This is a genomic window from Pseudomonas sp. W5-36 (genome assembly GCF_046540455.1).
Taxonomy (GTDB): Bacteria; Pseudomonadota; Gammaproteobacteria; order Pseudomonadales; family Pseudomonadaceae; genus Aquipseudomonas; species Aquipseudomonas graminis_B.
On the sequence record NZ_JAXCIQ010000002.1, the window covers coordinates 1 to 20,545 of the forward strand.

The 20,545-nt window shown below is 61.8% G+C and carries 12 protein-coding genes; 2 read left to right on the plus strand and 10 right to left on the minus strand.

The window, feature by feature from the left end; translation table 11 throughout:
- Positions 1-144: 144 nt before the first annotated feature.
- The 5 genes from SLW74_RS02975 to msbA all read right to left on the minus strand — a co-directional run bounded on the left by SLW74_RS02975 (position 145) and on the right by msbA (position 6,872).
- Positions 145-1,119, minus strand: a complete 975-nt coding sequence (locus tag SLW74_RS02975; RefSeq protein WP_065987841.1) for a glycosyltransferase — start codon at positions 1,117-1,119, stop codon at positions 145-147.
- Positions 1,120-1,192: 73 nt separating this feature from the next.
- Positions 1,193-2,617, minus strand: a complete 1,425-nt coding sequence (gene hldE, locus SLW74_RS02980) for a bifunctional D-glycero-beta-D-manno-heptose-7-phosphate kinase/D-glycero-beta-D-manno-heptose 1-phosphate adenylyltransferase HldE (RefSeq protein ID WP_065987842.1) — start codon at positions 2,615-2,617, stop codon at positions 1,193-1,195.
- Between the two features lie 139 nt (positions 2,618-2,756).
- Positions 2,757-4,160 carry a PIG-L deacetylase family protein gene (locus SLW74_RS02985; RefSeq protein ID WP_410928100.1) on the minus strand — a complete coding sequence of 468 codons (1,404 nt, stop codon included), beginning with the start codon at positions 4,158-4,160 and terminating at the stop codon, positions 2,757-2,759.
- Between the two features lies 1 nt (position 4,161).
- Complete coding sequence (locus tag SLW74_RS02990) at positions 4,162-5,058, minus strand: GNAT family N-acetyltransferase (protein WP_410928101.1); 897 nt, start codon at positions 5,056-5,058, stop codon at positions 4,162-4,164.
- Positions 5,052-6,872, minus strand: coding sequence for a lipid A export permease/ATP-binding protein MsbA (gene msbA / locus SLW74_RS02995; protein WP_065987845.1), 1,821 nt, complete (start codon positions 6,870-6,872; stop codon positions 5,052-5,054). The genes SLW74_RS02990 and msbA overlap by 7 nt, the downstream gene beginning before the upstream one ends.
- A 121-nt stretch (positions 6,873-6,993) precedes the next feature.
- On the opposite strand from msbA, the gene SLW74_RS03000 reads away from it, so the two are divergent.
- Entirely contained in the window at positions 6,994-7,635 is a 642-nt protein-coding gene (locus SLW74_RS03000; protein ID WP_065987846.1) for a lipopolysaccharide kinase InaA family protein, read from the plus strand.
- Here the strand turns inward: SLW74_RS03000 and SLW74_RS03005 are convergent.
- The 4 genes from SLW74_RS03005 to SLW74_RS03020 form a co-directional block, all read right to left on the minus strand.
- Positions 7,604-8,497 (minus strand): lipopolysaccharide core biosynthesis protein, encoded by an 894-nt coding sequence (locus SLW74_RS03005; RefSeq protein WP_410928102.1) that lies wholly within the window; start codon positions 8,495-8,497, stop codon positions 7,604-7,606. The two genes, SLW74_RS03000 and SLW74_RS03005, sit on opposite strands and share 32 nt — an antisense overlap.
- Entirely contained in the window at positions 8,484-9,692 is a 1,209-nt protein-coding gene (locus SLW74_RS03010) for an O-antigen ligase family protein (protein WP_192135390.1), read from the minus strand. Before SLW74_RS03010 ends, SLW74_RS03005 begins: the two co-directional genes overlap by 14 nt.
- Positions 9,693-9,770: 78 nt before the next feature.
- The gene (locus SLW74_RS03015; RefSeq protein WP_410928103.1) at positions 9,771-10,901 is read right to left on the minus strand and encodes a glycosyltransferase; all 1,131 of its coding nucleotides are present in this window, start codon (positions 10,899-10,901) and stop codon (positions 9,771-9,773) included.
- Positions 10,885-12,642 (minus strand): carbamoyltransferase, encoded by a 1,758-nt coding sequence (locus tag SLW74_RS03020; RefSeq protein WP_410928104.1) that lies wholly within the window; start codon positions 12,640-12,642, stop codon positions 10,885-10,887. Before SLW74_RS03020 ends, SLW74_RS03015 begins: the two co-directional genes overlap by 17 nt.
- A 390-nt stretch (positions 12,643-13,032) precedes the next feature.
- Between SLW74_RS03020 and SLW74_RS03025 the strand changes: the two genes are divergently transcribed.
- Positions 13,033-19,080 (plus strand): dermonecrotic toxin domain-containing protein, encoded by a 6,048-nt coding sequence (locus tag SLW74_RS03025; protein ID WP_410928105.1) that lies wholly within the window; start codon positions 13,033-13,035, stop codon positions 19,078-19,080.
- Between the two features lie 4 nt (positions 19,081-19,084).
- On the opposite strand, the gene SLW74_RS03030 is transcribed toward SLW74_RS03025, so the two are convergent.
- Positions 19,085-20,536: a lipopolysaccharide kinase InaA family protein gene (locus SLW74_RS03030; RefSeq protein ID WP_410928106.1), complete on the minus strand. Its 1,452-nt coding sequence runs from the start codon at positions 20,534-20,536 to the stop codon at positions 19,085-19,087.
- Positions 20,537-20,545: the final 9 nt, after the last annotated feature.

Below are 20,545 nucleotides of genomic sequence, written 5' to 3' on the forward strand. Positions count from 1 at the left end.
TTGTGGATTTTTTTATGAGCGGTGGTGGGTTTGCCTGCCAGGGGCCGGGGGGAGGGGGTAGACCCACAAACACGGCGGGCCCCCCCCCCGGCAATACAGGGGGTACAAGGGGCGCGGCGCTGTCGTGTTCTGACGGCAGCGTCATCAGGCCGGCACCTGCATGCCATGGCGCAACTTGACCCAGGCACGGGTCAGCGCGGATGGACGCCGCCACGGGCGCATTGGCCGCTGAATTTCATCGGCCAGATCGCGGCCCACGCGGGCAAAGGCATAGCGTTCTTCGGCGAATCTTTGCCCTTCGCCCGCGATGCGCGCGGCAAGCTCGGGGTCGCTCTGCAGCAGGCGGATCTTCTCGACGGCTTCGTCTTCGGAGCGGTAGAACATGACGTTGCGCCCCTCTTCGAAGCCCAGCAGATCGTCCTCTTCACCCTGACTCCACGCGAGGAGCACGCAACCGCAAGCCATGGCTTCGAAATTCTTGATCATGAACTCGCCCATGCCGATGTCGGCGCTGACGAAAATCCTGATGCGATTAAGGGTTTCCAGGTATTCGGCGCCAGAGGCCGTGCGTGTCACCAGCATGCCGGCGCGCTGCGCGAGGTTTTCCACCAGCTGCTTGCGCTGGGAATACTCGCGGCTCTTCAGACTGCCAAGGAAGCCCACCGGAATGTCCCGGGGCTGCCCGAGATTGCGCAGCATTTCCTGGTCATAGCCCTTGGACACGAATACCGCATCAATGCCTTCGCCGCGCATACGCCGCGCCACCACCGCGCCCGACAGCAGCGCGCGACTCCACGGCAGTTGCCGGTACAGGCGCGAGTACATCCCGTGGTATTTGCTCGCGCTCATGTAATTCTGGTAAGCATCGTGCTCAAGAAAGATCAGCCCCGGGATGCACTTGAGCACCGCGCGCTGGCGAGCAAGCCGTTTGACCCGGGAGAAGATCACCACCCGGTCGTAGCTCTGATAGTCGACCGAGGCCAGAAACGGCCCGAGATTCAGCTGCTGTTGCTTGCTCAGGCGAAAGATGACGCAGTCGTCACACTGCTGCCGTACGGTTTCGTACAAGCCGTCCAGTATGACGCGCTGTTCATCCATCACCAGTAACATGACTTTCATACGTTCATATACCGAACTGCGAATACAAAAATGGCAGCGGCAAGGGGTGCCACTCTGCGCTGCGGGCGTCGGATCAGTCCTGGCTGCGGATCTTGTCGACGATGGCTGTCGTTGAACTGTTGGCGACAAGCCCCAACACTTTCACGGTGCCGCCATAAGAGGCGACGATGTCAGCGCCGACGACCTGATCAACCGAGTAGTCCCCGCCCTTCACCAGCACGTCCGGATGGACATGGGACAGAAGGTTTTCCGGGGTGCCTTCCGGGAAGCTGATCACCCAGTCCACCGCGCCCAGACCTGCCAGCACCGCCATGCGTCGATCAACGCTGTTGATCGGGCGGCCCGGGCCTTTCAGGCGACTCACCGACGCATCGTCGTTGACCGCCACGATCAGCCGATCGCCCTGCGCGCGGGCTTGTTCCAGGTAGGTGACATGGCCGGCGTGCAGAATGTCGAAGCAGCCGTTGGTGAAGACGATGGTTTCGTTGTGGGCGCGGGCGTCGTCAATGGCCAGCAGCAACTGATCGAGGGTCAGCACGCCGCGCTCGGAACCTTCGGCACGCTGGATGGCGCGACGCAACTCGGGCGCACTGATCGCGGCGGTGCCCAGCTTGCCTACGACGATGCCCGCCGCAAGGTTCGCCAGCGCGACCGCGTGCGGCAACTCCTCACCCGATGCAATGGCCGCTGCCAGCGTGGAAATCACCGTATCGCCGGCGCCGGTCACGTCGAAGACTTCCCGCGCACGGGCCGGCAGGTGCAGCGTCGGTTGGTCCGGGCGCAGCAGGGTCATGCCGTGCTCGCCACGAGTGACCAGCAACGCACCCAGATCGAGGTCTTTCATCAACGCTGCGCCTTTGGCGACCAGCTCTGCCTCGTCGACACAATGGCCGACGATGGCTTCAAATTCACTGAGGTTGGGCGTGATCAGGCTGGCGCCACGGTAGATGGCAAAGTCTTTGCCCTTCGGGTCGGCCAGCACGGGAATGCCACGGTCCCGAGCTGCCTTGATCAGGACTTGATGGTTCTTCAGCGCGCCCTTGCCGTAGTCGGACAGGACCAACACTTTGACGCCGTCGAGCAAGGCGTCGACCTCGCGGCTCAGGGCCTCGGGATCGGTGGCAAAGGGTTCTTCGAAGTCGATACGCAGGAGCTGCTGGTGCCGGCTCATTACGCGCAATTTGACGATGGTGGGCTGGTGGGCGATGCGTTGGAAGCAGGCGACGACGCCAGCGGCCTTGAGGCTGTTGCTCAGGCTGTCAGCGGCTTCGTCGGTGCCGGTGACGCCGACCAGTGACGCCTTGGCGCCCAGTGCTGCGATGTTCAACGCCACGTTGGCAGCACCGCCCGGACGGTCTTCGATCTGGTCGACTTTGACCACCGGCACCGGCGCTTCAGGGGAGATTCTGGAAGTGCCACCGTGCCAGTAGCGGTCGAGCATGACATCGCCGACAACTAACACTTGAGCCTGATCAAAACGCGGCATGGACAACTTCATCGAACAACCCGTGGCAGAAATGGACAAGGACGGAATCTTAGCACAGCGATCAGCGCTGGCTGGCCGGTTGGCCTCGAATCCCTTAGTGCTTCAAACGGCGCTTCAAATGGCGCCTTTAATGGTGCATCGGCTGTTGCAGTCAGGGACGCGGAAAGCGGCGAACCCAGAACACCTCATGCCGGCGAACAGCCTTGCGGAAGAATTCGTCGTCTCCCGTCAGCGGCCATTCGCGGCCGGCCAGCCAGCGTTGAATCTGCCGACGCAGGCGCTTCTTCAGGGGTGGTGGTCCCTGCAGGTCATGCTGCATCGCCAGAGCCATGGCTTTATCAAGTTGCACGTCCGCACTGAGCGACGTACTCCAGAGCTGATCAACCGACGGCGCTTCAACGAACGGCGGCAGCGCCACGCCTTTCCCCGCCAGACCCATGGGCCAGCGATCGTTGTCGTGCAGGTGATTGGCATAGAACAGCGCCACATCAGGCGTGTGCGCGCTTCTGTTCACCGCCTCATATAGGGCTTGAGTCGTGGCGATGTGGTCAGCGTGGGGGTCGAGCTCAGGGTGCGGCATGACAATGACGTCCGGTCGATGCGCGTCGAGCAACGCTGCAAGATCGGCAACAAGATTGTTCCAGGTCGGCGCGCCGTCCCGATCCCCTGGCAACAGCGAAGGGTTGTGCTGCCGCGCGCTGCGGATGTCGGTTTCTGAAGAGTCGCGAGAGCCAAACGGCCGATCCGGCGACTGCGCCATGGCCGGCAGTTGCAGGCAGTAGTAGCCCAACTGCACGCACTGGCTCTGGGGCACACCGCCCCACAACGGAATCGCCAGGCTGTCCCACGTGCGCAGGCGACCCTTGAGCCGCGCGGCATCGGCGCGGTTCAGCCCCAGTCGTTCATAGCGTTCGGCCTCGATCTCGCCCTGAGTCACCGTCACGATGCTGCACTCGGCAGCCTGGCTGTACAGGCCAAACGCTGCCAGTTCGGCATCGTCGGCGTGGGGCGCGAGGATCATCAACCGTTGCTGGCGGTAATCCGGGTTGCTCAGCACGTACAAACGGGCGGCATTGCCGATGCGACAGAACCCGCCCTTGAGGCGCAATGTGCTGTCAGCAACGACGTCGCGCTGACCGGTGAGGTTCACGTAGCGACGCCCGGCGAAACCCCGTTCGAAATCCTGGCGGTCGTCGCCGGCCAACACGTAAGGGTCCAGCCAGCGACCCAGCCAGCTGCTGCGCAGATCGAGCTCCAGCAGCAGCGTTTCGCCCTCGGCCAATGGCTCGCTCAGTTGCAGCATGCCGTTGACGACGGAGACAGCCTGCGACTGGGCCGCGTCGGGAAACTGATAGCGGTAGTCGCTCTTGGGCGAATAAAACAGATGGTCGGAGAACCAGGCTTCGTGGGCCACCCAGGCAGCAACGATCAGCAACGGCACCAGCCACCACGCGACCCCGATACCAATGCCGATCAGCAGCACCAGACCGATGATCAGCGCCAGACGCTTGTTGCGCCGATGTCGTTTCAGAAGCTGCTGCTTGCGCCCGGACATGTCATCCAACCTTGTAGACAGGCACCGCCTGGCACCAGCGGTCTTTGTATTCACGATCGGAGCGGCCGAAGGAATAGCGCAATGGCTTGTTCACCGCCCTCGCGTCAGCCCAGGCGTTCTGCGTGTTGACGAAGCTCAGCACGCTGCCGGCGCTCAGCGCCTGATGGGCCGGATCCACACCGCCGTTGATGTATTCCACCGACACCCAATGCGGCGACTCGACCCTGTACAGCACCTGAGCGGCAATGGGCTTGCCCTCCAGCAGGATCATCGAGCCGGTCATGAACTCGCGCATCAGCTCGAACACCTTGGCCAAGTGATCCTTGCCCGGTACATCGAAGCCCCAGCGGGCATGAAACAGGCTTGAGTAAATGCGCGCTTGTTCCTCGGACGTGAAATCCAGCATCGGCTGCACGACCCCGCCCGCCTCCTCAAGTAACCGCTGCTCGCGACGCTGGTTGTAGCGGAATTTCTTGGAATAGTCCTCGGGCGCGCGGGCGATCGCCAGGCTCTCGGCTTGCGGCTTGAGGGTGTCGATCTGGCCGGCGTTCAACTCCGACACATAGCTCATGCGCTGGCGCACTGGCACTGTCACCCCAGGGGCAACCGGCAGAATGATCTCTGCATTGCCCAGATCGAAGACCCGCCGATCACGCTGCTTGAGCACCTTTTTAGCCAGCGCCAGATCCCGGCCCCAGCAGGCGACCGCAGCGACAACGTTGCCGTCCTGCAGCCAACCCAGATACCGAACCGGAATATCCGCCAAACCGGCCAGACGCTCGATCACCTGAGGGTGCGTGGCAACGCTGCCGCCAAACTGCTGCCACGCGGTGGCGTAGGTCGATGCATCGATCGGGGTCCAGCCTCGCTCACGCCATGCGCGCAAGTGACTCAGCATGCATCGACTGCCCGATCGATTTCGACAGGCTCGTCTTCTTCGAACTGTTTGGCATGCAGGCGCGTGTAGTAACCGTTCAGCGCCAGCAGCTCGGCATGGGAACCGCGCTCGACGATACGGCCTTCGTCCATCACCAGAATAACGTCGGCTTTTTCGATGGTGGTCAGGCGGTGGGCGATGACCAGCGTGGTACGGCCCTGCATGACTTTTTCCAGCGCCTTCTGGATGTGGCGCTCGGACTCGGTATCCAGCGCCGAAGTTGCTTCGTCGAGAATCAGCAGCGGCGCATTTTTCAGCAGCGCGCGGGCAATTGCCAGACGCTGACGCTGGCCACCGGACAGCAGCACGCCGTTCTCGCCGACGAGGGTCTGATACTGCTGAGGCAGTTTGTCGATGAACTCGTCGGAATAGGCATCGGCCGAGGCTTTTTTGATCTCTTCCAGCGGCACGCCCGCCAGATCGCCATAGGCGATGTTGTTGGCGATGGTGTCGTTGAACAGCGTGACGTTCTGGTTCACCAGGGCGATCTGTCGGCGCAGGCTGCGCAGGGTGTAATCCTGAGTCTGGACGCCATCAAGGAGGATCTGGCCCTGCACATGATCGTAGAAACGCGGGATCAGGCTCGCCAACGTGGATTTGCCGCTGCCGGAGCGACCCACGAGCGCGACCATCTGGCCGGCTTCGGCGACAAAACTGACGTCGTTCAGCACGCGTTTTTCCGTGCCCGGGTAGGTGAACGTGAGGTTTTTGACCTCCAGACGGCCGGAAACCTTGTCGCGCTCTACCGTGCCCAGGTCCTGTTCAGTTTGCTCGTCCAGTTGCTCGAAGATGCTCTCCGCACCGGCGACGCCCTTCTGGATGGTGGAACTGACTTCGGACAGCTGGCGGATCGGCTTGGGCAGCAGGCCGGCCATGGTGATGTAGGCCACCAGATCGCCCGCCGAGGAATCGCCGCGCAGATAAAGGACAAGGAACATCACGATGGCCATGCCGCTGTAGGTCACCAATTGCAGCATCGGCGTGTAGACGGCACCGGTCTTGGTCATCGCCAGTTGCTTCTTGGTGTTGCTGCGGCTGGCCTTTTCGAAGCGGGCCTTTTCGTAGTCTTCGCCGCCAAAGCTGCGGACCACGCGATAGCCGTGAATGGTCTCGGACGCCACGTGAGTCACGTCGCCCATCGCCACCTGAATCTTCTTGCTCTGCTTGCGAAATTTCTTGCTGGTGCTGTTCACCATGACCGCGATGAGCGGCAGTATCGCCAGCATCACCAGGGTCAGTTTCCAGTTCATCCAGAGCAGCGCGCCGAACAGGAAGATGACCGTCATGCCTTCACGAATCACGACTTTGATCGCGTCGGTGGCAGCGCCGGTGACCATGGTCACGTTGAAGGTGATGCGCGAGATCAGATGCCCGGAGTTGCTGTTGTCGAAGAAGCGGTTGGGCAGCGTGAGCAATTTGTTGAACAGCACGACGCGCAGGTCATGGACCAGCCCGAGGGAGACGCGGGCCAGGAAGAAGTTGCCCAGATACGAGCCGGCACCTTGCCACGCCGCGATCAGCACGATCATCAGCGGCACCGCCTGCAGCAATTGCAGGTGGCCAATATAAGGGTTGCCGGGGAACAGGCTGGCTTCGGGATTGGCCAGGCCATCGACGAAGTATTTGAGGATGTAGGCGAGCATCGGCTGGGTGGACGCAAAGATAAGAAAGCCGACAATGCTCAAGCAGAAAAGGCCTATATACGGCCGCACATAGGTCAATAGACGAAAGTAAATCGCCAGGGTCGTTTTAGCTTGAGGATCAGGACTGCTCATGGGAATCCGCACGAAAAAATTAGGCGGGCATGGTAGCACAACCCATATTTGTCGACCCCTGCTGCGACCCAAGCGGGGCCGACTCGGGTAACATGCCGCATTTGTTCAGGTAAGTATGCCGATGCACCCAATGGAACACAGCGCCTATCTGGCCTTGCGAGAAAACGCCACCGTGCTCGAAGCGGACGGATCCGGTGACAAGGTTCTGTTGCTTGAGGACGGCACCATTCTCAAACTGTTCCGCCGCAAGCGCCTGATCAGCTCGGCCTTGCTGTTTCCCTACGCGCAACGCTTCGCCGACAACATCGAGGCCCTCAAAAAGCGCGGCATTCCCTGCCCGGACGTCATCGCCACCTACCGAATTGCCAGCATCAGCCGCGACGGCGTGCGCTACACGCCGCTCCCCGGCCTGACCATCCGCCAGGTGCTGAAAGAGCACGGTGAAAGCGCGCCACTGCGGGCTGAGCTGGGTGCGTTCATCGCCCGCTTGCACGATCAAGGTGTTTATTTCCGCTCGCTGCATCTGGGCAACGTGATCCTCACCCCCGAGTCAAAACTGGGGCTGATCGATATCTCTGACATGAAGTGCCAGCGCAGGACGTTGAGCGACTCGAAGCGGCTGCGCAATTTCCAACACCTGCTGAGGTATAAGGAAGATCGCGCGTGGCTGGTGGAAAGCGATGCGGGCGTGGCCTTTATTTCGGCTTACACCAAAGGCCGGAGCGCGCACTTTACGGCGCGTTTGCAGGCGCTGTTTGCGTAGAGGCGTCGGATTGGACGCCCAGCAGTTCGTCGAGGCGCTGCAGGGTGATTTTAGGAATAACCCGCTCCGGCATGCGGCTGACGCGGGATAGGTTGAACACCTGCATGCCGGTTCTTGGGAGAATCTTGCGGGCCATCAGCGCGAAGCTTGGCAGGATGTACTGCTCGAAATCCTCGTCCAGGCTGCTGGGCAAAGCCGCTTCTCCCTTCTCGTAAAAGCGCCCTCCGCCCTGACGCAGGTCCATTCCGACCACGAACACCTGACGAAACCCCAGATGGCAAACCAGCTGCAAGGCGCCGAAAGGAATGGTCCGGCTGCCGAAATAGCCTCGTTTGAGGTTCAGGCTGAAGCCGATACGATTGGGCTTGCGACGCAGCAGGGAGAAGTTCGAGATCAGCTCATCGTCGTTACGGATAGACCACGCATAGGCTCGATCTGACATGACGGCCTTGCCTTCCTGGCGATTGACCCGCTCCAGCAGATAGATCTTTTTGCCGTTCAGGGCAGTGGCGTCAGCCGCGTGAATCGCTTGAAGCACATCAAGGCTCATCGCCAGATGCTCGCCATGGCTGACCCCCATCAGTGCGAGCGCCGGCCGGCCGATGACGAAATTCGGATCGTCACACAGGTAATAGAAAGGCCGTATGCCCTCGTCGACACAGCGCACGATCGAGCCGTTCATGGCGACAACCGGCAGGCTCCGGTAATTGTGAAGCGGGAACTCGTTCGCCGAGGGTCCGGACGCCAGCAGCAGCACCGGCCCTGTGACAGAACGCCGTGAATGCGCGAAGTCCTGCAGGCAAACTTCCAGATCATGCCCTACCAGCCAGCGTTGCTCGCCCCGCGCTTCAACCCTCAGCACGCCGCGCCTCCCGCGAGATGGCCACGGCGCCGGCCAGCGGCAGCCAGAGCCATTCCCACACCAGATTGGGTGACCCAACGAAAGTGTGCAGCTCGACCGTCATCACCACGCCACCGGCGCAGAGGATCGCCAGCCAGAGCCGGGCGGTCTCCGAGGTCTTACGCGCTCGCGCCAGACAAGCGCCGGCGTGCAGCATTGTCGCCAGCAGCAGCGCCAGACCGACGATGCCGAACTGGTAGAGCACCTCGAAATACAGGCCGTGGGTATTGCGTACGATTTGCCCGGTGGAAAGGTGAACTTCCCCCAGCGGCGTACCGGCGCCAACCCCGAACCACCAGTGCCCGGCCAGTCGCTCGAACACCGCCAGCCAGACTTCGTTGCGCCCCGTCACGCCGCGGGTCTGCACTTCGTACGCCAGCTCGCTGAAGCCGAATATGAGCACGAGCGCGATGACGATAGCCGCCGGGATGAGAATGTTGCGGCGCAGTTTGCCGCTGGTCATGGTGCCGAGCAGCACCAGACCGCCGACCGATGAAGCCAGCCAGGCGCTGCGCGCGAACGTGAAGTAGATGTAGGTGGCAATAAGGGCGCAGCACAGCAACCAGAGAGCGATTTCGGCACGACGCCGTGAACGTAGCGTCAGCCAGACCCCGGCCAGCAGAAACAAGCCGTAGTTCATGCCGGCAACGATGGTGTTGCCGAAGTCGGCCACATCGGTCACGCCCGAGCCGGCCAGTGACATCTGCCGATAGCCCAGAACAAAGGCGCCGTGAATGGCGAGATTGAGCATCGAAAACCCGGCGAACAGGGCGACCACCGCCACCGAGATCTTGAGGATTTTTTCCCAGTCGAAGGTGCCGCTCGCCCGTATCACTCCAACGCCGATGAAAAACACGAGAATGAGCAGAAGCCGACGCAGGGATTTCATGTCGTCGTCGGCCAGGAGGCTGTTGATCAGCAGATAGGCGAACAGTAGCAGGACGGTATACGTCAGCGGACTGACTGAAAATGACCGCCGACTCAGCGCCGGCGCGGCGCAGAGCAAGGCAATGACCAGCGCCGCGCGAATGAACGCAGCCCAGGAACTTGACTCACCGGGCCACCAGAACGGCCCGAGAAATATGATCAGCATCACCACTGCAAGCAGTAAACCTGCAATGTACCCCGCACGTGCCGGCAAATTTTTTACAACCATTCCAATCCATATCCTGTGCTATGCAGCCGGGCGTTCATTGCTATCAGAGGCCAATGGCTGCCAGCGGTTCGAGTGAAATCAGGTTTCCGAAGTGAGCGCGACGACTTGCGGCAGCTGCCAGAAAACCGCTTTTACCGCCTCGTCGCTGAAACGGTCGTGCAGCCGCTGCAGCATCGCATCCGCGCAGGACTGGCGCAGTTCGGCGTCCATCCGCGAAAGATGTACCAGCCCTTGAGCCAACGGCTCGGCACCGCCCAGGGGGAACAGAATGCCCACGCCTTCGACGACTTCCTTCGCGCCGCCACAGGCTGTGGCCAGCAGCGGCACACCGGCCACCATGGCTTCGAGCAAGACCATGCCGAAGGGCTCGTGATCGGAACTCAGCGCGAATACGTCGAAGGCCTTGAAGTAGCGGCTGGCCTGGGTCACTTGCCCCGCCAGCATGACCTCGTGGCCGATGCCCAACTCGACTGCCAGGTGCTTGAGGTCTTGCTCCATTCGGCCCTGACCGAGAATCACCAGCTGGCTGTCAGCGGGCAGGTCGGGCAACGCCTGGGCGAAACCGCGAAGGAGCGTCGACTGGTCCTTGTCAGGGTGCAGCCGACCGACATTGCCCACCACCCACGCCTCCTGCGCCAGGCCCAATGCGTCGCGGGCCTCTTCGCGGGACAGCAGCGTAGCGCTGAGCTGATCGACATCGATGCGGTTGTAGAGGGTCTGGATACGCTCGGCCGGCCACTTGGGGAGGCATTTGCGTATGTCATCGCGCACGGCATCAGACACGCCGAGCAGGCTCAAACGGGAGCGGAACAGGTTAGCCAGCACCTTGCGGCTGCGACGCCGGTAATCACCAAACGCATGATGAACACCGATCACCGGCAAGCGAGTCGCGACGAGGGCGATGTAGGTCGGCTTGAAACGGTGGGTGATGCAAAACTGAAAGCTGCGCGACGCCGCGATCTTGCGCAGATCGCGAATGGCTCCCACCTTCATGCCACCAATGGCTTTGGAGCTGTACTCCATGAACAGCACTTCGTCCGACGCGCAGCTGGCTGCAACGTCGGCATCGGCGGCGCCGGTCAGAAATACCGTGGTGACCCGGTATCCCCTGCCCACGAACAGGCTGGCGTATTGACGGGCGCAGTCGAGGAACGGCCCGTCATAGCCGTGGCAGAACTGTAAAACATGACGCTCAGCTGAGCGTGTCATGGGTGTCCACGCCGTCTTTGACCACCAGAATGTCTTCCATGATCAGGTACTCCAGATCCGAGCCAAAGAACATGTTCAGCGCGTCGGTCGGCGAGCAGATCATTGGCTCGCCGCGGCGGTTGAGCGACGTGTTGAGCGAGACACCGTTGCCGGTCAGGTCTTCGAGCGCCTTCATCATGTCGTAGTAACGCGGGTTGTACTCGCGCTTGAGCACCTGGGCGCGGGACGTACCGTCTTCGTGGACGACTTCCGGCACACGGGTTTTCCACTCTTCCGCCACTTCGAAAGTGAAGGTCATGAACGGCGCCGGGTGATCGATCTTGATCATCTGCGGGGCGACGGTGTCGAGCATCGACGGGCAGAACGGCCTCCAGCGCTCGCGGAACTTGATCTGATGGTTGATGCGGTCGGCCACGCCGGCGACGCTCGGGCAGCCGATGATCGAACGACCACCGAGGGCGCGTGGGCCGAACTCCATGCGGCCCTGGAACCAGGCCACCGGATTGCCCGCGACCATGATTTTGGCGATGCGCTCGGGGGTGTTGTCGATCTGGCGCCAGGCCGGCTTGCTTGGGTGGCGGGCGCAGGCGGCGATCACGTCTTCGTTGCTGTAGGACGGGCCGAGGTAGACGTGTTCCATCTTCTCGACCGGCACGCCGCGAGCGTGGGAAACGTAGGCGGCAGCACCGACGGCAGTGCCGGCATCACCCGACGCCGGCTGAACGAACAGCTCTTTCACATCGGGGCGCGCGATGATTTTCTGGTTCAGCTTCACGTTCAGGGCACAGCCGCCGGCAAAGGCGAGCTTGCCGGTTTCCTTGAGGATGTCGCCCAGATAATGATCGATCATCTGCAGCGACAGCTTCTCGAACAGCGCCTGCATGCTGGCGGCGTAATGGATGTACGGCTCGTCGGCGATGTCGCCTTCGCGCTTGGGACCCAGCCACTCGATCAGTTTCGGCGAGAAGTAGAAGCCTTTGCCCTTCTCTTTGTAACGGCGCAGGCCGATGACGTTGGCGTATTCGGTGTTGATCACCAGTTCGCCGTTTTCAAAGCTGGCCAGACGGGAGAAATCGTATTTGGTCGCGTCGCCGTACGGTGCCATGCCCATGACTTTGAATTCGCCGTCGAGCATCTCGAAACCGAGGAATTCGGTGATCGCGCCATACAGGCCACCGAGGGAATCCGGATCGAAGAATTCCTTGATCTTGTGGATCTTGCCGTTTTCGCCGTAGCCGAAGAAGGTGGTGGCGTACTCGCCCTTGCCGTCGATGCCGAGGATCGCGGTTTTCTCTTGGAAACCGGAGCAGTGATAAGCGCTCGATGCGTGAGCCAGGTGGTGCTCGACGGGTTCGATCTTGATCTTTTTCGGATCGAAACCGAGTTGTTCCAGGCACCAGACGATCTTGTTGCGATAGCGCTTGTAGCGGCGGTTGCCCATCAGGATCGCGTCGAGTGCGCGGTCCGGGGCATACCAGTAGCGTTTGGCGTAGTGCCAGCGCGCTTCGCCGAACAGGCTGATGGGCGCGAAAGGAATGGCGACGACGTCGACATCGGAAGGCTTGATGCCCGCTTGTTCGAGGCAGAACTTCGCTGACTCGTAGGGCATGCGGTTCTTGGCATGCTTGTCGCGAACGAAACGCTCTTCTTCGGCCGCAGCAACCAGCTTGCCGTCGATGTACAGGGCTGCGGAAGGATCATGGCTAAGGGCGCCGGACAGGCCAAGGATCGTCAATGCCACTAGGGTCTAGCCTCTTAAGTCTGCATGCAGGCATCACGCGCCTGACAAATAAGGTGTGTCTGGCGCCACGGCGGCAGACAGCTAAAGGGCGGGATTATAGCGTAATGGCTCTGGAAGTGGTCGCAGGGAATGAAGTGCCGCGCGATGCATGCGTAGGACCGGCTTTAGCCGGGAAGAGGCCCGCATTGACACCCTCGATTATGCGGTGTGACACCCGGCGCCTTCACGGCTGAAGGCGGGCCTACAGGTTCGCTCCTCATCCCGTGCGTTAACTATTTAGCACCACGCGCTCCGGCGTTCTGATTGATTGATCGCTCGACGAATCATCGGGCTCTCGCCCGGCTCGCGCCTGCCATTTTGCGCAGAGCTCACTCAGGAATGCTTAACGCCATGGAAACATTTTCACCCAACCCGCCGGCGCTGGATCGGCTGACGACGCTGGCCACCGTACTCGACGCCGAGCTCCAGCATCTTCCGGATGCAGAGGCTTGCCTCAATACCCTGCCCCAGCCACTGAGCGCGGCGCACCAAAGGCTGTTGCTCTCGACCATCGAGCGCTTTTGGGCCCACGCCAGCGCCCGTGACATTTCGCGCCGCGAGCTGTTCGTGACTTGCATCGAATTAACCCTGCGTGATGACCTGCTGCTGAACATCGAAGAAGGCGAACTGCACCGCGACTATGCGCGCTGCCTGCCAGGCATGGAGGCTCGGGAGCATGTCGTGTTTAGCGCACTTGAGCTCCAGCTCGATGCACAGCGCAGCATCGAATTCGCCGGAGCGATCGTTGCGACCGCCCAACCGGGGCACACGCTGCTCTGGTTGCCGGGACAAGCCGTCGAATGCTTCGTGTCGAACGAGGCATTGCGCCAAGAGCTCGCCCGTCGAACCAACCACCCACTTCTGCGGTTGCCCCTCCTGCGCCTGATGCAAGACAGCACGCGCGACGCCTGGCTCGAGATCTCATCCGGGGGCGATGTCTTTCTGGAACCGGCCCAGCCTTCGGACTTTCAACTGAAGCCCATCAAAGGCTCGCCCTACGACCATGCCTTTGATCGCCTGCTGGCCAGGCAGCGTGTGGACATTGACGCGCTGTTCGCGACCGCCCACAACCTGTCGCATCAAACCCTTCAGGCCCGACTTGAAGACCTGCTCCACCAGCCGAAATCCTGGGGCCCCGACGGCGCCATTGCCGCTGCAGAGGAACGCCGCGCCCACCGCGATCAACGCCGCGTACGCCCCGGCTGGCTGGAAATGGCCAGCACCGAGCAGCGGGAGCGTTACGCCTCGGGCCTGATGAATTACGAGCGCGCGCGCAGCGTGTTGATGAGCGTCATGGACGGTGCCGCGTCCCCGGAGCAGTTCGCACGCAACCGTCTGCGCGCGCGACTGGCCAATGACTTGGGTATCGACGTCAATCCTGACGACATCCTGATCAGCACCCAACGAACGCTCCCCATCACCGGTACACCCTTCACAGCCATCCGTACGCTGACGAAGCTGGCGCTTTACGGCCTGCACCCGGGCGACGCAACGCCAGGTTCGGCATTCCAGATGAGCACCCGCCTGACCCGCAACGGCCAGCCGCTTGAGCCTGAATACAGTGCCCTGACGCCGGCCTACCTCGCCGAGGTCGTCAACGAGCAGGACCTGCGGATCCGATTCGGCCCAGCGCAACGCGAATCCCTTGGCTCGCCGACCACCCAGCGTCTGATGGCCGAGGCCATGCATCACCAACTCATCGCCCAAGCCCGCGGGGCGGAGTTGCAAGGGCACATTCAGCCCTCCGATCTGGCCCTCATCGAGGCACTGAATCCGGACACCGTCGCGCCGAGAAACCCCGCAGTGGCCGTTCAGCAGATCAAGCTGAATGTGCACGACACCCTGAGCAGCGTGCTGCTGTTGCGCACGCTCGAAGCCTCGGGGCGGTCGGACGGGTTGCTGATGTTTACCCCGGACAGCCCACTGCCTCGGCAGTTTTACCGCTTCGAGAACGAACGCCAACTGCTGGGCGAACTCGTGAGCTGGAGTCGGTCCGCAGATCTGAGTCGATTCTTGCTGGAGCAGATCACCGTCGGCAGACGGGCAGCCCTGGAAGACCAGTTGCGCGACTTGAGCGAAAAACCGGCGCCGGCTCAGGACTGGATCAGCTACGCGACCCTGCCCGATTACAACGCCGGTTTGCGGGCACTGGTGTCGGCACGGGTAAAGGTGAAACTGTCCGAACAACGGCTGCACACGCCTGACTGGTTCCTGCGAGCCTCCGCCGAACACCGCAGGCAACTGGTAGCACTGGAAGATGCGATTGTGGGTGCAGGTGAAATCTATCAGGCCGCTCCGCACACGCAGGTGACCGAGTTCGACGCCTACGCCCATCAGACAGCCACCCGCAAGATCAACGAGCTACTTGGTCTGCCGCCCGCCACGGTGGACCCTGACCGAATCATCATTCATACGCCCCGCGAAACCCTGTCCTACACCCAGATGCTGCGCGACGGTTACGACGACACGCTTGGGCTGCTCAAGGCATCTGCCGACACCACCGCCACCTTCAGCGGCCCCGAGGGCATCAACCTTACGCCACTGAGTCCGGAGAAAGTCGCCGGTTCGGTTCGTGGCCAGTGGCTGTCCGATCAGTACATCACGATGATTCGTCAGCAGCTGCTGGCGCCCGACAGCGAGGGTTATGACTGGCGCCGTCAACACAGTCTGGTGCTGACACAGCTGCAAATGCGCGCTGACGCGCTGCGCAGTTTTCTCCAGGGACACATCGACGCTTCACAACTGCGCTGGCTTAGCACTTCCATTCTCAACATGCATCAGGGCAGCCCCGCGGAGCGCCTGCACTACCCCGTCTACCCACTGAAGTTGAACGTGGACGTGATGGGCGTCGCCTCACGCGCCGAGACCATTCAAGGCTGTTTCCTGCTAACACCGCCTGAGGCGAGCACGCTGGGGCAGGTAATGCTGTATACGCCTCAGGCACCCGATGGCCGCGCCTTCCGACTGCTAAGCACTTTCAGCAACACCCTGTTGAGCCCGGGCATGGGCGACTACTACTTGAAGCGCGCCCGTGTGAAGGCCGGGATGCCGCTGGCATTTGCCCTGGCTGAACTGAAGAAAGGCGGCGGTCACAAACCTGCGTTGCCGAGCAAGCCGTTCAGCAACCTCCACGAGGTGTGCTTCAACCACGTTATCGAGCGCAAGATCCGCGATGTCGAGGACACCACGACCGGTCGTGCCGACATGCTCTGGCGACAGGTCTGGAGCAGCCTGGAGCTGATCGCGACCGCAGTGACCTTGCCCTTCCCCCCTGCCAGCTTTGCCGTCGGCATGGTCATCGCGGGCGCTGACGGTTATCGCGCACTGCAAGCCCTCGACGAGCGGGATCACGCGACCGCCAGCTTCTACGTGCTCAGCGCCTGGCTGAACACGGCGGGCGCTGCGGGTGATCTGCACTCGGGAATGAAAGGATTGGGCGGCGTGCTCAAAGACCTGACCGACCAAAATGCGGGCGGCAGGTATGCCCGGTCGGTTGCCCATGCCACCGATGAGACGCTGCAACCGATCGTGGTGGAGAACGAACTCTTCTGGGCCCCGCCACAATCTGCCAACCGCCACGTTCCGCTCCACAGAACCCGCGCGCTGATCCCCGAAACGCTTCAGCCCACCGGGCGTTATGCGCAAACCGATGTGACCGGCGTGTGGAGAGCCTTGCAGCAGGACAACCCGCCGGTGCGCGCCGCAGACACACTCGTCCATCCGCTTCACGCCGTTGATGTCTCTCTGGCGGACGCCGTGCCTCTGACCCGTCCGCACGGGCAGGGTGTCAGCGTCGTTCGCGGGAATTGCTACATTTCCCTGCAGGGCCAGACCTACCAGGTCCAGTACGACGCCAGGCTCGCCATTTGGCAGATCGTCGATCCGCGTAACCCGTTCGCCTTCTTTGGCCGCCAAACGGTGCGCCTCAACAGCCAGGGGCACTGGCAACTGCTTGAGCCAGCGCGGTTGCGCGGCGGCGTTCTGCCTTCATTCCGCCGGCTGGACGAAACCCCGGCAGGCCCCTCCACGGCGGTGGGTGACTTGAGCGATTACGAAATGCCGGAATCGCTGCAGCCCTACGTCTTCGGCATCGTCAGCCCAAAGCAGGCTGAACACTTTGAAGAAGGCCCGTTTGGTCTGCATGAGTTTTTCGACGACATTTTCCAGGGCGGTCGCTCGACCTACAGGACCCTGCGCCAGAATCTGTACCGCGATGCGAAAGCGTTCTTCGAGCAGCCGCCCCTCCCCGGCAAACCCGAGCTGCCAGTGCTCGCAGATGGCGTGACGACCCAGGGCTTCTTTGATGCAGTACTTGAGAAATCGAGCGGCCTGGTGATTGGTGAGGCACCGACGTCCATTGCCAGCAAGCAACTGCTGATCGACAACATGCCGTTGCTGGCAGAGCGCAAGGTCGAGGTGCTGTACATCGAGCATCTGCAGACCGACCAGCACACGCACAAGCTGCAGAAATACAAAGCGCTCGGCAGCAAGACGCGCAGCGGCTCCCACATGCTCAAGCATTATCTGGAGACCGTGAACGAGGGCGCACTCAAAAACGGCAGCGACCGATACGACTACTACCATCTGATCAAAGCGGCCCACCGAAACGGCATCGACGTTCGGCCGTTCAGCTCCTCGGTCAGCTATGACTACGCCGATAACGAAGTGGCGTCCGCTGCTGGTGACGCACTTGCGCCGCAAAAGATGGCAGTTTTCTTTGGTCACAAAGTGATCAGTGGCGACGTGCAGACGCATCCTGGCAGGCGCTGGATCGCGCTGCTCGACCACCGCACCGCCAACACCTGGCAGCAACAGCCGGGTATCAGTGAACTGCAAGGCGTACTCAGCGTGCGCGTCGAAGACGTACCGGTGGGCACACCACCCCAGATATCCCTGGACAGCGATGCCGTCATCAGCAGCGCTGCCTCGCGCGCAGATTTCAAAGTGCAGATCGGCAACCCGACTGTCCACAACGTGGCCGGCGCATCGTCGCCCGACAGTCCGGCCGGCACGTCACTGGACGACGCGCTTTACAGCTTTTTCGAACGACGCTCGCCCATGGAGTGGGGCCTGGACCCTAACCGCCGCGCCATCGTTTCCCATCGCAGAAGCGAGGTAAACCCGTACATCGGCGAGCACGGCTTTGAATGGAATCCGGCCGGTTACTGGACCCGCGCCGAGGCGGCGAACTGGAGCAGCGACTATCCTCTGGGCGCCATTCAGCAGTCACTGATCGATGACCGCTATCAACTGCCTGGCGACATGCAGAGCATCTTCCATGACCTTGCTCACTTCCGTCACAGAGGCCTGAATCCTGATTACTCTTTCATCGAAAGTCATTTGATCGAGGTGCGTGAACGGTTCTTCGAACTGGCGAATACGCTGCAAAAAGACGCGCGCTCGGTGCTCAACCTCGCCCTGCCTGAGCGCGTGATGTTGCCTGAAGTAAAAGCCGACACGCCGTTAAGCATGTTCATCGAAGAGTTGTACGAGAACACGTCCGGCGTGGTCATCGGGGAATCCCATTCGGCACGCGCCAGCAAGCGCTTCATCCTCGACAACATGGAACATCTGGCGCGCCAGGACGTGCGCACGCTGTACATGGAGCACCTGTTGACCGACCTCCATCAAGCCGATCTTGATCGCTTCGCTGAAACCGGGCTGATGAGCAAACGTCTGCTGCACGACCTCAAGCACATGGACAGAACATTTCTGACAGACCCGACTGGCGCCTACTCATTTGAGAACCTGGTGATTCAGGCCAAGCGGCACGGCATTGAAATCCGTGCCATCGACTGCACCGCCAGCTATTTCATCCGCCATCTGCCGAGCAGCTCCAACACCACGTGCCAACAGGTGCTCAGCTATTTTGCGTCTCGTACGATACGCAAGCACCAGCAGGTGATGGGGCCTCACAAGTGGATTGCCCTGGTGGGTGAAAGCCATGCCAACACGTTCAAGAACAGCGTGCCGGGCATCGCTGAACTGGAGCAAGGGATTGGCGTGCGGGTGATGGACGTGGCCCCGGGCAAGGCGCGCGGCATCATGATCGATCCGGGTGAACAGATCGCTGCGGGGCTGGGACACGAGCCGGTGCTGGTGAAGAATGACTTCCGCGTGGAGATCGAACTGCCCGCGCGACCTCAACTCGCGACCCCGGTGGGCGGCAGATTGCACAGTCCGGGCATGTTCCTGCTCGACGAATCCGTGGCCTTGCGGCCAACGATCGTGCATCGCTCAAGGGACCGCACGCTCAAGCACACGCCGGTGCGCTTCAATACCGCGGGCAAAGCCTACGTCGAGCGCGAGTCATGGCCGCAGGTCAATCGTCAGCCGTTCGATGACGTGCAGGCCCTGATCGACGCATTGGTGGAGATGAACCTCAATCACGTGAGCTGACGGGTCAGTCCGGCGCTTTTGAAACCGTCGGAATGCGCTGCTCCAGCAACTGGTGCAGCGCGCTGTCCGCCGGCCAGTTGCGCATGAAGCGCGCGCGATCTTTGGCGAACGCCGCCGCGAACGAGGTCTGGGAGCCATGCTGACACATGGCGTCCAGATCGATGAGCGACCAGCGATCGTTGTGCCAGAACACGTTGTGGCCTTTGAGATCGCCGTGGCTGATGCGCTCGCGGATCAACTGCGCAAACAACAGATCCAGCGCCTGCAACTCGGCTTCCGGCGCATCGCCGCTGGCCACGTAGGGCGCAAAGCGCTCGATGATGTCGGGGCCGGGCAGAAACTCGGTGACCAGGAACGCCTCTCGGCGCAGCCATACGAAGCGTTTTTCCAGCAGCGCCAGCGGTTTGGGCGTTGCGATGCCGAGGAACCGCAGCCGATTGCCTTCGCGCCATGAGTGCCAGGCGCGGGACGGTCGCCAGAACCGTTTGAGCCAATGCGCCAGGTTCTTGATGTTGTAACGCTTGATCACCAGCTCGCGGCCGGCGACGTCTACCTTGGCGACGCTGGCCGCACCACCGGTCTTGTACAGATGACCGCCCTCGACCAGCACGTCGGCCTTTTCCAGCACCGGCAACATCGACGCCACTTCCTCGCGACGAATCGCGCGCAGGGCGAACGGCCCGTCTTCGACGCTGAACAGGCTGCATTCACGGCCGATCTTGATCAGGTAATCCCGCAAGCGCCAACTGCGCACCTTGTCGATCTGCTTTTGCAGGGCCTCGACCGGCAAGCCATGCTCGCCATTGCTCAGCAGGTAATAGACCAGTAATTCTTCGGTGAACGGCTCCAGCGACTTCGGCAACTGGGCGAAGAACACGCCGAGGTTTTCCAGCACTTTTTGCCGCGACAACGGCTTGCCGGCTTCCTCAACGCGAATGCCTGCGCCGTCGATCACGTACAAGGTCGAGCCCTGACGCAGCAGATTGTCCAGGTGCAGATCTTCCTGCCACAGGCCTTTGGCGTGCATCTGGCCCACAACGGCGAGCGCATCGCCGAGCACCGACTGTTGTTCATCGGCCAGCGGCGGCAGCGCTTCCACCGATTTCCAGGCATCGCCCAGACTTTCGGCCTGATCCAGAAACTCGAACAGCAGCCAGCCGCCCTCACCTTCCTGCAGCCCGTCGGCCAAGAGCAACGGCGTCGGCAAGCCTTGCTTTGCCAAAGCCTGCACGCCGTCGCGCTCGCGCTGGAAATGCCGCGGGGCTTTCGGCCCGACCAGCAGCTTGGCCAGGACCGTGCGCCCGCGCCAGATGCCGGCGCCGACGTAGCGTTGCCCGGGCAGGACGCGCAGCAGGCTGAGCAATTGCAGCTCGGCAGGACCGGCCGCATCCTCCAGCGCAATGTTCATCGGCAGCGCCGGAGTGCGACCGGCGTTTTTCAGTTCAGACAAACGCATCGGCGCCCT

Bases quoted from the DNA above. Each gene is read 5' to 3' on its own strand.
- SLW74_RS02985 (WP_410928100.1), bottom strand. From the start codon at position 4,160: ATGTCCGGGCGCAAGCAGCAGCTTCTGAAACGACATCGGCGCAACAAG.
- SLW74_RS03010 (WP_192135390.1), bottom strand. From the start codon at position 9,692: ATGGTTGTAAAAAATTTGCCGGCACGTGCGGGGTACATTGCAGGTTTA.
- SLW74_RS03015 (WP_410928103.1), bottom strand. From the start codon at position 10,901: ATGACACGCTCAGCTGAGCGTCATGTTTTACAGTTCTGCCACGGCTAT.
- SLW74_RS02975 (WP_065987841.1), bottom strand. From the start codon at position 1,119: ATGAAAGTCATGTTACTGGTGATGGATGAACAGCGCGTCATACTGGAC.
- SLW74_RS03030 (WP_410928106.1), bottom strand. From the start codon at position 20,536: ATGCGTTTGTCTGAACTGAAAAACGCCGGTCGCACTCCGGCGCTGCCG.
- msbA (WP_065987845.1), bottom strand. From the start codon at position 6,872: ATGAGCAGTCCTGATCCTCAAGCTAAAACGACCCTGGCGATTTACTTT.
- hldE (WP_065987842.1), bottom strand. From the start codon at position 2,617: ATGAAGTTGTCCATGCCGCGTTTTGATCAGGCTCAAGTGTTAGTTGTC.
- SLW74_RS03025 (WP_410928105.1), top strand. From the start codon at position 13,033: ATGGAAACATTTTCACCCAACCCGCCGGCGCTGGATCGGCTGACGACG.
- SLW74_RS03000 (WP_065987846.1), top strand. From the start codon at position 6,994: ATGCACCCAATGGAACACAGCGCCTATCTGGCCTTGCGAGAAAACGCC.
- SLW74_RS02990 (WP_410928101.1), bottom strand. From the start codon at position 5,058: ATGCTGAGTCACTTGCGCGCATGGCGTGAGCGAGGCTGGACCCCGATC.